Annotated in this window: 13 protein-coding genes; 4 read left to right on the forward strand and 9 right to left on the reverse strand. The window is 43.1% G+C overall.

Annotation, left to right across the window (positions count from 1 at the left end; translation table 11 throughout):
* Positions 1-95: 95 nt before the first annotated feature.
* Positions 96-1394, reverse strand: a complete 1299-nt coding sequence (locus G4D73_RS11420) for an ABC1 kinase family protein (RefSeq protein ID WP_005248249.1) — start codon at positions 1392-1394, stop codon at positions 96-98.
* A gap of 287 nt (positions 1395-1681) precedes the next feature.
* Between G4D73_RS11420 and G4D73_RS11425 the strand changes: the two genes are divergently transcribed.
* Positions 1682-1888 carry a DUF1737 domain-containing protein gene (locus G4D73_RS11425; protein WP_004281552.1) on the forward strand — a complete coding sequence of 69 codons (207 nt, stop codon included), beginning with the start codon at positions 1682-1684 and terminating at the stop codon, positions 1886-1888.
* Positions 1889-1930: 42 nt separating this feature from the next.
* Here the strand turns inward: G4D73_RS11425 and G4D73_RS11430 are convergent, their stop codons facing one another.
* Both G4D73_RS11430 and G4D73_RS11435 read right to left on the reverse strand, forming a co-directional pair.
* On the reverse strand, positions 1931-3289 hold the full coding sequence (locus tag G4D73_RS11430) for an MATE family efflux transporter (RefSeq protein ID WP_323133317.1): 1359 nt from the start codon (positions 3287-3289) through the stop codon (positions 1931-1933).
* Positions 3290-3328: 39 nt separating this feature from the next.
* Entirely contained in the window at positions 3329-3787 is a 459-nt protein-coding gene (locus G4D73_RS11435) for a DMT family transporter (protein ID WP_005108571.1), read from the reverse strand.
* A gap of 126 nt (positions 3788-3913) precedes the next feature.
* On the opposite strand from G4D73_RS11435, the gene hemW reads away from it, so the two are divergent.
* Complete coding sequence (gene hemW / locus G4D73_RS11440) at positions 3914-5068, forward strand: radical SAM family heme chaperone HemW (RefSeq protein ID WP_005249859.1); 1155 nt, start codon at positions 3914-3916, stop codon at positions 5066-5068.
* A 172-nt stretch (positions 5069-5240) separates the two neighbouring features.
* Complete coding sequence (locus G4D73_RS11445; RefSeq protein ID WP_213686813.1) at positions 5241-6185, forward strand: HNH endonuclease; 945 nt, start codon at positions 5241-5243, stop codon at positions 6183-6185.
* Between the two features lie 79 nt (positions 6186-6264).
* Here G4D73_RS11445 and G4D73_RS11450 read toward each other — a convergent pair whose 3' ends face one another.
* The 5 genes from G4D73_RS11450 to hemF all read right to left on the reverse strand — a co-directional run bounded on the left by G4D73_RS11450 (position 6265) and on the right by hemF (position 11229).
* Entirely contained in the window at positions 6265-6474 is a 210-nt protein-coding gene (locus G4D73_RS11450; RefSeq protein ID WP_004281542.1) for a cold-shock protein, read from the reverse strand.
* A gap of 347 nt (positions 6475-6821) precedes the next feature.
* The gene (locus G4D73_RS11455; RefSeq protein ID WP_004281541.1) at positions 6822-8645 is read right to left on the reverse strand and encodes an acyl-CoA dehydrogenase C-terminal domain-containing protein; all 1824 of its coding nucleotides are present in this window, start codon (positions 8643-8645) and stop codon (positions 6822-6824) included.
* A 398-nt stretch (positions 8646-9043) separates the two neighbouring features.
* A complete protein-coding gene (gene aroE / locus G4D73_RS11460) occupies positions 9044-9832 on the reverse strand; it encodes a shikimate dehydrogenase (RefSeq protein ID WP_213686814.1) in 789 nt (262 codons plus the stop codon).
* Positions 9833-9931: 99 nt separating this feature from the next.
* Positions 9932-10138, reverse strand: a complete 207-nt coding sequence (locus G4D73_RS11465) for a hypothetical protein (RefSeq protein WP_004281539.1) — start codon at positions 10136-10138, stop codon at positions 9932-9934.
* 134 nt (positions 10139-10272) lie between these two features.
* Positions 10273-11229, reverse strand: a complete 957-nt coding sequence (gene hemF / locus G4D73_RS11470) for an oxygen-dependent coproporphyrinogen oxidase (RefSeq protein ID WP_086044437.1) — start codon at positions 11227-11229, stop codon at positions 10273-10275.
* A 238-nt stretch (positions 11230-11467) separates the two neighbouring features.
* Between hemF and hemN the strand changes: the two genes are divergently transcribed.
* On the forward strand, positions 11468-12841 hold the full coding sequence (gene hemN / locus G4D73_RS11475; protein ID WP_213686815.1) for an oxygen-independent coproporphyrinogen III oxidase: 1374 nt from the start codon (positions 11468-11470) through the stop codon (positions 12839-12841).
* A gap of 138 nt (positions 12842-12979) precedes the next feature.
* Here hemN and ribA read toward each other — a convergent pair whose 3' ends face one another.
* Positions 12980-13582 (reverse strand): GTP cyclohydrolase II, encoded by a 603-nt coding sequence (gene ribA / locus G4D73_RS11480; RefSeq protein WP_148335029.1) that lies wholly within the window; start codon positions 13580-13582, stop codon positions 12980-12982.
* Positions 13583-13699: the final 117 nt, after the last annotated feature.

The raw sequence follows: 13699 nt of genomic DNA on the forward strand, positions 1-13699 counted from the left end.
TCTAACTTCCTCATGATTCTTGATTAAATGTTATAATGTAACATTTGATATTTCAAGTAATCTAGGGTTACAGCGTGTAAGCCTATCGTCTCAACTTAGCTTCGACTCGGTACCAGTTCTTCAAATACATCACTTAAATCATCATGTACTTTGAGATGAATCAGGTTCCAGTATTGTCCTGAAATTGTGCGATTCACCATCAAGGTATCAGGAGAGGGCTTAAATACATCCCAATATTTCAACGAAGGTTTCAGCAACTCCATCCCATCATGATGCGCTGAGTTTTCGGCAAAATCATAGTCAGTGACCAGAGGACGCATGAGCACTTCCAGCCACTGTTCATATAATTCTTTCGGGAATTTTCCAGTTTCAGTCAAGGAATGCAGCGCATCCAGCTGTTGCTCGATCACGGGAATATTCTTCTCGCGTGCAGCATGGATCAGTTCCCTAAAATGTCCAATCACTTCAGTCGATAAGGTTTTGACGCCACCATAGTCATAAACAATCACAGAGCCATCTTCACGAAATGCAAAGTTGCCTGGATGCGGGTCACAGTGAAAGCGTTTCAGATAAAAAATTTCCTGACCAATGGCGCGGAAGAGGCGGCGGCCTAAAGCATTTCGGGTTTCGAGTGGCCAAGTGCTGGCAGTTTCGATACTTTCACCAAGCTCTTGGCTTAAGGTCAAAATATGTCGCGATGAATACTCATGAAACACTTTCGGAATCACAATTTTATTGTCCAGAGGCTCATGGAAGGCACGGGCGATTTCCAGATTCTGGGCTTCAATTTCATAGTTCAGCTCATTGTCCAGACTGTGCTGAATTTCTTTAAATAATTGATCTTGAAGTTTACGGTCAATCTTTAAGACGCCCATCATGCGCAGTGCCAGACGAACTTGTTTCAGGTCGCTTTCGCAGGCTTCATCCACACCAGGATATTGTACTTTGACCACAACTTGCTGGCCATTCGGTAGGGTGGCTTTATGCACCTGACCAATCGAGGCCGCGGCAAATGGCTGCTCATCAAACTGCTGGAAAAGTTGCTGTAAAGGTTTACCCAATTCTTTTTCCACTTGTGCCTGAATTTCTTTAAACGGCATCGGTGGCGCCTGACGCTGTAACTTGGCAATGGCTTTAGCGACTTCGGGCGGGAAAACATCTTTATATTGAGAGGCGATCTGGCCAACTTTCATGACTGCGCCTTTCATTTCCCCCAAGGTATCCGCAATCTGCACACCAATATCCTGAAATAATTTACTGCGCGCAGTGTTTTTCTGCTCGTCATCGGCAGTTAAATTTTTAATGGAATTGGAGAGGGTTTTACCTGCAATACTTGCGGTCATTCCGGCAAGTTTCATAAAGCGACGACCGGGTGTGCTAGCCGTTTTTGCCATGCGAGATTCCTTGAAACCAACTATGAATGGATGTATTTGATCATAGGTGACAAAGGTTCAATTGCCTAGATTTAATTGTAGAGGTTGTGTTGTGATTTCCTTCAGCTTCTCCATGTTTAATGCATCATCTTTGATTTGTTAAAAGATTTATCTTTATTGCTTGCGTTTAAAGTATAAGAATATGCCGGAATCCGTCATCGTTTTAGATAAGACCGAGTACTAATTCTGAATGTTGTTTTATAGCTAAAAGCTTAGAATAAACAGAGTGTAGTAATGAAGAAAATTCAATGAAAGTCTATCGATATTTTACCGGGAAAGATGATGTACATTTTTGTGCGCGGGTGACCCGTGCCTTAAATGAAGGTTATGAGCTATATGGTTCACCCACCATGACTTTTAATGGTACGGATGTAATTGTGGGGCAGGTGGTGATTAAAGATGTAGTGGATGAATCTGAGATTCCACAAGGATTAAAAAATGCGCTGGATCTTTAATCTCAGCGCATTTTCTAACTTAAATTAATCAAATAAAAGTGTTTAGTTGTTTAGACTTAAGCGTTTATTATTGCCATATAAACGGCCCAATAAAAGTATACAAGCTACGCTGAGGCCTACAATCAGGCCAACCCAGACACCGGCGGCGCCCATGTCGGTAAAGCGGGACAAATACACCCCGACCGGGAAGGCGATGACCCAGTAAGCCAGCATGGTAATCCACATTGGCCCCTTGGTATCCTGCATGCCGCGCAGACAACCTGCCGCACTGATCTGCCAGGCATCCATCAGCTGATAGGCAATGGCAAACAGAATCAGATACACCGCAATTTGGGTCACGATCAGATCTGAGGTGTAGAGTGCTACGATTTCATTGCGGAAAACCCAAAGCAGAATCATGGTCAGGATCGCCAGAATAGTGGCAGTAATCAGGCCGAGATATTGTACTTTACGCATGGCTTGCCAGTTCTGTTCACCATAGTAGGTGCCAACCCGAATGGTCAGGGCAATCGCCAGTGACATGGGAATCATGAACAGTTGTGAAGTGACAGAAATAGCAATCTGATGGGCAGCGACAATGGTCTCACCCAAAGGACTCAGCACAATTGCAGCAGTACTGAAAATACTGACCTCAAAAAAAATTGCCAATCCGATTGGAAAGCCAAGCTGTAAGATGCGCTTCATCCATTCCGGGTTGATTTTTTCCCAATGGGTAAAAGGCTGGGTACGTTGATAGGCCTTATTTTTAAAGATATACAATGCGAGGGTGATGACCATTAGCCACTGTAAAATCGCCGTGGCAAACCCACAGCCTGCACTGCCTAGGGCCGGAACAGGGCCAATACCATACATAAAGATATAGTTCAGCGGAACTAGCAAGACCAGCGCCAATAAACTAATCACGGTCACCGGACGCGGATTTCCAATCGCTTCAGAATAGCCGCGTAAGGCCGCATACATGGTTACCGCTGGCATACCAAAACCAATCGCATGCAGAAATAAACCGGCTTTAGGTTGTAAGCTTTCCGGTACACCTAAAAGTGGCAAAGTAGCCGGCAAGAGTTGCAAAATCAAGCCGGCAATTACCCCAAGAATCAGGGCAACCCAAAGCGATTGACGTGCAATGGTGGAAATTTTTTCAGGTGTGCGTGCGCCATTGGCCTCAGCAACCAAAGGCGTCGTGGCAATCATAATGCCACTAAACAGCAGCATCACCGGAATCCAGAGTCCTACTCCGACGGCAATCGCGGCAAGATCGGTAGCAGACAGGTGACCGGCCATAATGGTATCAATCAGACCCAGACCAGCCTGAGAAAATTGGGTCACCAGAATGGGTAACATCAGATGAAACAGTTTTTTTAATTCAAAACCAAAGGTTGTGACTGGTGAAACATTCGACACAAAAATTACTCATCGTGATCATGTGCTTAAATAGAAGGTTTAGCGTTGTAAAGTGAGAAGCACACCAATAAAAATTACCACGCCGCCTAAAAGACGTTGCCAATTAATCGGCATTTTTTCATTACCCAATAATCCCAGATGATCGACCAGCATCGACATCACCATCTGACCAAAAATAATGAGACCGCTAAGAACCAGAAAGCCAAGTTTGGGCGCTGCATAAATGCTCATGCTAATCGCGTATACACCCACGATGCCCCCGAGCCATAAATACCAGGGAACACTCATCAGTTCCTGTAAACCGGGTTTGGGATTGGACTGAAAAAGTACGATTACGGCGAGCACTATTGTACCAATCAAAAAGGAAAAAAATGCAGCTTGAATAGGAGAATATAAATATTCTTTTAGTTGTGTATTAATTGCGGTCTGGAGTGTCAATAAAACACCGATTGCAAAAACCAAAGGAAGTAAAATAATAAGTTGAGAAGATATTTTCATAATTTTAACTGACTAATTCTATTTAAATTTTTAGGCATATCACACGATCAAATTTAATTTTAGCAGTGTTGCCGCCGAGTCATGTTAAAATTCGGCTATATCTTGTAATCGTTTTTGAGTAGTTCTTTGGCTGAATTGAATCCTGCTGCTGTCCCTTTGTCCTTATATATTCATATGCCTTGGTGTGTGCGCAAATGTCCTTATTGTGACTTCAATTCGCATGCGGTTCCGGATGGTCAATTATCACTGGAATTGGAACAGGAATATTTACGAGCACTGGTGGAAGACTTTAAAACTCAGGTCGATTTTGCCCAAGGCCGGCAGATTCACAGTGTCTTTATTGGTGGGGGGACGCCGTCACTGATTTCTGCCCCAGGCTATCAATGGTTATTTGATCAGCTCAAAGCCGTTATTCCCTTTGCCGAAGGCTGTGAGATTACGCTGGAAGCCAATCCCGGCACAGTCGAACATGATCCGTTTGCCGGTTATTTACAGGCCGGAATTAACCGTCTGTCGATTGGGGTGCAGAGTTTTAATACCGAGCATCTCAAGCGTTTGGGACGGATTCACAGCAATGAAGATGCGATTTCTGCCATTGGGTTAGCACGTGAAGCCGGCTTTCAGCGCATTAATGTCGACTTGATGCATGGTTTGCCTGAACAGACCTTGGATCAGGCTTTGCATGATTTAAAATTGGCCGTGGAACAGGGTGCTACACATATTTCCTGGTATCAGCTAACGATTGAGCCAAATACGGTATTTTTCCGGACTCAACCGATTTTGCCTGTCGATGAAGTATTGGAAGATATTCAGGAGCAGGGTGAGCTCTACTTAAAAGCGCAGGGTTTTATCAACTATGAAGTTTCGGCTTGGCGTAAAGAACTGCCTTCAGCACATAATCTGAATTACTGGCAGTTTGGTGATTATCTGGCAATTGGCGCCGGAGCACATGGCAAAGTCACTCAGACAGATGGCGTGTATCGGTTCCAGAAAACCCGTTTACCTAAGGACTACTTAGCCAAAGTACCTGCAGAACATGTGCAGTTTAAGCGGATTGAAGATGCCGACATGCCATTTGAATTTATGATGAATGCGTTACGTTTAAATCACGGCGTGGAAGCCAAGCTCTATGCAGAACGTACTGGCCTGAGTCTGGATCGCTTGAATGAGTTGCTGAGTTCTTTGCGTGACAGAAAGTTAATGGTCGATGATCAAGATCGTCTTTCATGTACCGAGCAGGGGCATATCTTTTTAAATTCGGTACTGGAAGAATTTCTTTAATTATTTAATTTCCCCATTGTTCTAAAAGAAACCCTAATAGGATTCTATTGGGTTTTTTTATTGCCTTAAATAAAATGCCTAAATTCTGATTGATGCTTTCTTAGAGAGAAGTTTTCTGAGAATATTCAAAGATTAAATTAAATGAATATTATAATTTCTATAGGGTGGGCAGGTGGATACATTATGGGATTTTCAACAGCTGGATTTAACTAATACCCGATTCTTTATTTTTGATAGTAAAAGTGATCATCTGGTTTATGAAGATCGGGACTTTAAAGAATATCATTGGGATCAGTCTAAATATAATCGAGTCAGGGAAGGGGATTTCTTTTTATATCGACGACCGCAAAAAGCCTCTGAAATTAAAAATCAATTCTATCTTTATGGTGCAGGCCGTATAGCCAAGATTATTGCACCTACTGCCATTCCTCAAAATCATCAAAAACGCCAAACCAAACCGGTCTTTGCGGAAGTGATTGATGGTATACGTTTTATAGATCCTATTCTGCAGTCCGATTTGGAAGATTTTCAATGGACTTTTAAACCACGCGGAAATACTTGGGCACATTTTTTTCAACAATATGGCATGAATGAGATCACGGCAGATGATTTTTGGCGATTACTTAAATTAGCGGGAAGAGGAGAAAAACAGGACACTTTACTAGATACGCATTTGCGTCAAGAAATCCTTGATTATAGTGTTGAAGATCAATATGCAAGGGTAAAGGTTCGCGGTTCGCCACACCAGAAATTTGCTTTACAAGTTAAACTTAATTATCAATATCAATGTGCGATCTCAGGCATTAAGGCCAAAGCCTTTTTAGTGGCTTCTCATATCGTACCCTGGTCTGAAAATCAGGCACATCGAAAAAATCCGCGTAATGGAATTTGTTTATCTTCTTTATTGGATCAAGCTTTCGATCAGGGATTTATCACGTTGGATGAAGGGCTTAAAGTGTGTATCGCGAATCAGGCCAAGCAAGATGCGAGTTTATACGCCTATTTAAAACCCTATCACGGTAAGCGAATCGACGTACCAAAACGTTTTGCCCCTGATCCGGTATTTTTAGCCTGGCATAGAGCACACCGTTTTTTAGATCAACCCAATGATCTTTAAAAACTAGAGCGGTATGAGAAAATGATAGGCACAAAAAAAGCACTCTAAGAGTGCTTTTTTTCAATATCTTGCTTCTAAATTATAGAGCAACGATATTTACAGCTGTAGGGCCTTTTTGACCTTGAGCTACGCTGAAAGAAACCTTTTGGCCTTCAACTAAAGTTTTGAAACCTGAACCAGTGATTTCGCTGAAGTGAGCAAAAACGTCTGGACCTGATTCTTGTTGAATGAAACCGAAACCTTTAGTTTCGTTGAACCATTTTACTGTACCGTTAACTGTATTAGACATAATATAACCTATTGAATCGTATGAATTTATAGCCAAAATTTCAGATGACTAACTGTAACTTTGAAAAATAAAAAGGATGGAGCTTTTTGATCTGTAATACGAAGGTTTATGACTAAAACTGCGATACTTAAAAGAAGACTAACCAAAACAAGAATTTTTCTAGTTGGGATTATCATACCGCTTATTTTGAGATATACAAGCGTTTTATTTGGCTAATTTATTAGGATGTTGAAAAATATAAAATTAAATTTGTATATTTTCTATCCAGAAAGGTTTTTTAAGTTGAAGAAGGGCATCTACATCAATAAAAAGAGCGCCGAAGCGCCCTTTTCAAGTCAATTTACAGCTTAGTAATCGAAGCTAAAGTGTTCTGGCGCGAGTGCCGTCATGGTTTTAGACGGATTCACCATCGCTTCTGCATGACCTTGGGTACGTGGCAGGATACGTTCAAAGTAGAAATCAGCAGTTTTGATTTTTGCTTTATAGAACTCTGGTACTTCCGCACCATCGCCAGAAGCCAGTTTGGCTGAAGCGACTGCGGCTTGTTGTGCCCAGAAGTACGCCATCATCACATAACCGGAGAACATCAGGAAATCGACTGATGCAGAAGAAACGATGTCGCGGTCCTTACGTGCAGCCAGCATGATACGCACAGTTAGTGCATTCCACTGTGCACAGAGCTTGGTTAAATCCCAGGCAAAGCGGCGCATATATTTATTACGTGCATGCTGACCGCAGAATTTCAGGATTTCAGCAGTGTAATCACGAATAACTTTGCCTTTCGAGGTCAACAGCACTTTACGACCAATCAGATCCAGTGCCTGAACGCCTGTTGTGCCTTCATACAAGGTAGAAATACGTGAGTCACGTACGATCTGTTCCATGCCCCATTCTTTGATATAGCCGTGTCCACCGAAGACTTGCATACCGTGATTTGATGCCTCATAACCCATTTCAGTCAGGAAGCCTTTCAGGATTGGAGTATAGAACCCAAGATGGTCATCATGCTGTTCAAATGCTGCAGTATCGCCACGCAGCAAAGCATCATTCATGTTGTCGGCAATTTTTGCTGCATGATAAATCATGGCACGGCCACCTTCAGCAATGGCTTTTTGCGTCAATAGCATACGGCGGACATCAGCATGGTGAATGATCGCATCCGCTACTTTTTCCGGATCTTTTTTGCCAGACAGGGCGCGCATTGACATACGCTCTTTGGCATACGGTAAAGCACCCTGGAATGACAATTCAGCATGACAAATACCCTGAATCGCAGTACCAATACGTGCTGTGTTCATGAAGGTAAACATGGCATGCAAGCCTTTATTCGGTTCACCAATCAGGTAGCCAGTCGCATTATCAAAATTCAGTACAGCCGTTGCTGAAGCGCGAATCCCCATTTTGTGTTCAATCGAACCGCAGTTCACTGGATTACGCTCACCGATCCCACCATCTGCCGCAGCAATAAATTTTGGTACGATAAACAGAGAAATCCCTTTGGTACCTTGCGGTGCATCTGGAAGGCGTGCCAGTACGATATGTACGATATTTTCAGTCAGGTCGTGCTCACCTGCAGAAATAAAGATTTTGGTGCCTGAAATCGCATAGCTGCCATCTTCTTTCGGCTCTGCTTTGGTCTTAACCTGCCCCAGATCCGTACCACATTGTGGCTCAGTCAGACACATGGTGCCCGCCCAAGTTCCTGCAACTAAGTGAGGCAGATACGTGTTTTTCTGCTCATCGGTACCATATTGCATGATAGTGTTGATACAACCCACACTTAAACCCGGATACATCTGGAATGACCAGTTTGCAGTCCCCATCATTTCCGATTTGATCAGGTTTAAAGACATTGGCAGGTTTTGGCCACCAAATTCTTCAGGATAAGACAGACCTTGCCAGCCACCTTGTACGAACTGGTCGTAAGCTTCTTTAAAGCCTTTCGGTGTTTTTACTTCGCCATTTTCAAAATGACAGCCTTCTTCATCACCGCTTTGATTCAACGGCGACAGTACATTTTCACAGAAATCTGCAGCGCCTTCTAAGATCATATCTACCGTGTCGGCATCGGCATATTCACCATTCGACAAATTCTGGTAGTGCGCAGGGTAGTCAAGCACTTCATTCATAAGGAAGCGAATGTCGTGTAAAGGGGCTTTATATGCTGGCATGCGTTTAATCCTGATTGAAATTAGTTTTGGATTATCTGTATCGATTCTTTGATTATTCACATTCGGGATAAAAAAACATTGATGAATTCAGTGAATAAAAATGTCAGAAAAGCGAATCGATTTTTAAGGCTAATGAATGAAATCATCGAATTTCATCATTAGGTGTTTACATTACAGGAAGATTAAAAACTTGTTATATCAATGGAATTTAATGAGTTAAAAGGTGATTTGTCCAGTATATTTTTGTATGAATTGTGGTCGGATTCAGGTGGCAAAATAACTCATTTTAAAATGTCATTAAAACCAATCCATGGTTTTTCAGCTTATAAAAAGTAGTAGGAGGGAAGTAAAGGGTTGCAGTTGCAACCCGAACTGAACTCATTAGAGAGATAGGGGTTTTAAAGAAACTCTTTTAAATCCGGTTTGATACCATTCCAGATGTAAAAAGATTCAATTGCTTGACCGACCAGCATGCCAAAACCTTCAGATGTCGGTACACCGCGTGCCTTGGCTTGATCCAGAAAGGAAGAAGGTTTGCCATAGGCCATTTCATAGGCCCGTTTAAACTGTAGCGTTTCCGGTAAAACCAGGGCATCACCGCTGAGACTGGCAGAAGTGGCATTAATCATCAAATCAAATTCACCGGCTAAAGTGTCTAGTGAAATCGCCTGTAATTCGACTTGCGGTACGGCATTCTGAAGATCAGCGACCAGTTGTTCCGCCCGTGCCAAGGTACGATTGGCGATCACGATTTTTTTCGCACCTGCCTGGGCTAGGGGATAGATTACACCACGCGTGGCACCGCCTGCACCAATAATTAAAATATCTATATTTTCCAGTGGCCAATCTAGTGCTCGAATTGCTTCAACCAGTCCCTGACCATCGGTATTGTCGCCATGCAGCACACCATTTTCCATCCATAGCGTATTCACGGCTTTGGCAATTTTGGCCCGTTCACTCAGCACCTGACAGTGGGCAAAAGCCTGTTCTTTAAAGGGTACGGTGACATTCATGCCACTACCGCCATTGCTAAAGAATTCCTGAATGTTGGCTACGAAGCCATCCAGTGGCGCCAGACGCTTGGTGTAACTCAGGTCGACACCAGTTTTAGCAGCAAAGGCGTGATGCAATTCTGGAGAACGTGATTGTTCAATCGGGTTACCAATCACGGAAAATTGTTTGCTCATTTCACAATGTCCATGTGCGGAAATGGCCATCAATATACGTGAAAAAGCGCAGAGACTAAAGCCTGCGCGATTTTAAATTGCTGTTAAGTGATCCGGGTTTTAGGAACTGCAAATATCCATAATATGTTCCGCAAACATCAGCGCCATACTGAGAACAACCCCAAACCCAGTCAGGATACTCACCAGAATAGCGGCGCCATCCAGAATCAGGTTGTGACTCAAAATTGCGGTACTCATCGCGCTGATGGCGAGAGCCAGAAAAAGCCAAAAGGCCAACACAGGTAGATTTAATTGAAGATTATGCATTGTTATTCTCACTAGACATCAAATGGAATATGATCGATGTAGCGATAGGGTGCCGCGATCAAATCAGGTATTTCTATGCAGCAGTATAGAGGATATATCTATTAAAACAGCCCTCTATTTGAGGGCCGTTTGTATCATTTCATTGCGTTGGATTTTAATTCTGTTAACCAGTTATGTGGTTTCAGGTAGTAATCTGTTAAATGTTTTTCCGGTGAGCCCTCATCCCATTCAGGGCGATATGACCATCCGGTAAGCGGGGGCAGGCTGACCAGAATCGATTCAATCCGGCCACCAGTCTGCAAGCCAAACAGGGTGCCGCGGTCATAAACCAGATTGTATTCCACGTAACGGCCGCGACGGTATAACTGGAATTCGCGTTGTGCTTCGGTATAAGGCTTATCCTGATTGCGCTGGAAAATCGGCAGAATGGCTTCCAGATACCCATTGCCTACAGCCTGCATATACTGGAAACAGGTTTCAAAATCCCATTGATTCAGATCATCAAAAAATAAACCACCCACACCGCGCTGTTCATCACGATGTTTCAGATAAAAATAATCATCACACCATTGTTTATGTTCAGGATAAACCTCTTCGCCGAATGGCGCACATAGATCATGCGCCGTTTGATGCCAAGACAGTACATCTTCATCATTCGGATAAAACGGGGTCAGGTCAAAACCGCCACCAAACCACCAAATCGGATCTTGGCCTTCTTTTTCAGCCACAAATAAACGCACGTTGGCATGCGAAGTCGGTATATTCGGGTTTTTTGGATGGATGACCAGTGATACCCCCATCGCTTGCGCTTTGGCACCGGCAATATTGGGATGGCGTTCGGTCGCAGAAGCAGGTAGCTTGGAAATGTTGATGTGGGAGAACATTACCCCACCTTTTTCAATCACCGTACCATTTTGCAAAACACGTGAACGGCCACCACCACCTTCTGGACGCTCCCAGTCATCGATGATAAATTCGGCCGTACCGCCGCCAGCACGTTCCTGCTGTTCTAATGCTGCACAAATCCGTGCCTGCAAGTCGAGGAGAAATTCACGAACGTGTTGAATATCCGTAGATGTAGGATGCTGCATCAGAGCCCTCGTAGGGAAATAAAAAACTAACGACATCAAAGCATAAAATCAGTCAAAGATTAAGGTCTAATTTGGTGATGCAATTCATCAGCCCAGACATTACATTCCACTATTCATAAGCAGAATGCATCATTAAATCCGACTAAATGGCTAGGTTGAATTCTTTTTTCAAGCTCAGCACAATAACTCACAAGCGCTCATTGGCTTGAGCATTTCTCGACGGTAATAGGTGGGTCTCATGTCGGTACAGGTCAATTCCCTGATTCAAAAATACAATGTTCCCGGGCCACGCTATACCAGTTATCCCACTGTTCCGTATTGGGAAGAGCAGAATTTCTCGCTGGAACAATGGACGCAAACGCTAAAAAAGTCTTTTGATGAATCCAATCAAAGCGAAGGCATGAGCCTGTATATCCACCTGCCATTTTGCGAAAGCTTGTGTACCTTTTGTGGTTGCCATAAGAGAGTCACAAAAAAACATGAAATGGAACAGCCTTATATTCAGGCAGTGTTGAAAGAATGGGATTTATATTGTGAGCTATTACAAGAAAAGCCCATCATTAAAGAGATTCATTTGGGTGGGGGAACGCCGACCTTTTTTTCAATGGCGCATCTGGCTCAACTGATTCAAGGCATTCTGGCCAAAGCAGATGTAGCGCCTGTACATGAATTCAGTTTTGAAGGCCATCCTAATAATACCATGCGTGAGCATTTGCAAGGTTTATATGACCTTGGCTTTCGTCGAGTCAGTTATGGGGTACAGGATTATAATGAAACCGTGCAAAAGGCGATTCACCGGATTCAGCCTTATGAAAATGTTAAACAGGTAACCGAATGGGCGCGAGAAATTGGCTATGAATCGATTTCCCATGATCTGGTCTTTGGTCTGCCATTTCAGAGTCTGGAAGATGTTTTAAATACTATTGAACAAACCAATTCGCTCTTGCCGGACCGTCTGGCTTTATATAGCTATGCACATGTGCCCTGGATTAAAGGCAATGGTCAGCGCGGTTTTAAAGATGCCGATGTGCCCAAAGATGCAATCAAACGGGAATGCTATGAAGAAGGTAAAAAGAAGTTACTCGCGCATGGTTATCATGAAATTGGCATGGATCACTTTGCCTTAGAGAAAGATGCGATGTACCAGTCCTTTCAAGCGGGAACATTGCACCGCAACTTTATGGGATACACAGCCTCTAAAACCCAGGTGATGATTGGGCTAGGCATTTCTTCAATCAGTGATAGCTGGTACAGCTTTGCGCAGAATGTGAAAACCATTGAAGAATATTATGAATGCCTGGCGCGCAATGAAATTCCGGTATTTAAAGGACATGTCTTAAATCAGGAAGATTTGATCATCCGGCAACATATTCTAAATTTGATGTGCAGCTTTAGCACCTCATGGGAAAATTCCGAGATGCTTTTCCCTGAAATTGATGAGGTTTTGGAACAGCTTGAGGAAATGGCACAGGATGGTTTGATTCAATTTTCAGACTCGTCAGTCACGATTCTGGAGAAAGGGAAACCATTTGTACGCAATATTTGTATGGCTTTTGATTTACGTTTAAAACGACGGATGCCTGAGAACCGGATTTTTTCCATGACGATTTAATCTTCCCCTAACTCCATTTTTAAGAAAAAGAGGGAAAGCCTCCCTGAGCAAGACTTAAGTATGGCTTTAAGTCGAAGCGCAATAAAGGGAGGTTTGGAGGGATTAAGTTAAAATAAGGTGGGACGGGGGTTAAAAATATTAAAAATCATCCTTTTTATAAAGATGTGCCATGCGTTCGTGCTTGGTCTTGAGATATTGTTCATTAAAAGGGTTTAAACCCACAGTCAAAGGCACACGATCGATCACATTAATGCCTTGAGCTTTTAAGGCTTCTATTTTTGAAGGGTTATTGGTCACGAGACGTACCGATTTTACCTGTAAATGATCCAGCATAATGCTACACATGTCGTATTGGCGTGCATCCGCCGGTAGGTTCAGCATCAGGTTGGCATCTACTGTGTCATGTCCCTGATCTTGCAGGGCATAAGCACGAATTTTATTGGTCAGGCCAATGCCACGACCTTCCTGACGCAAATACAGAATGACTCCGCGGCCTAATTCATTGATCAGTTTTAAAGTCGCTTGCAATTGCGGGCCACAGTCGCATTTGAGTGAAGCAAAGGCATCACCGGTTAAACATTCAGAATGTACGCGAACCACCACAGGTTCATCTGATACTTCTTCAAGTCCTTTGGAAAGTGCGACATGTTCTTCGCCAGTCTCAGGGTCTTGAAATACAGTAATTTTAAATTCACCGTGAGCGGTAGGTAATCTTGACGTTGCGACAAATTCGATTGGCACAGCTGAACCCGTTAAATCCTGAAATTGGCTAAAGTATAGCGTAATGCTTGAACATTGGTAGAATTGCAAAGTCGAAATTCTGCAATAGATTTTCTTTTTTGTAGAAAGCGAACGATA

Source organism: Acinetobacter sp. WY4 (genome assembly GCF_018438165.1).
GTDB lineage: Bacteria > Pseudomonadota > Gammaproteobacteria > Pseudomonadales > Moraxellaceae > Acinetobacter.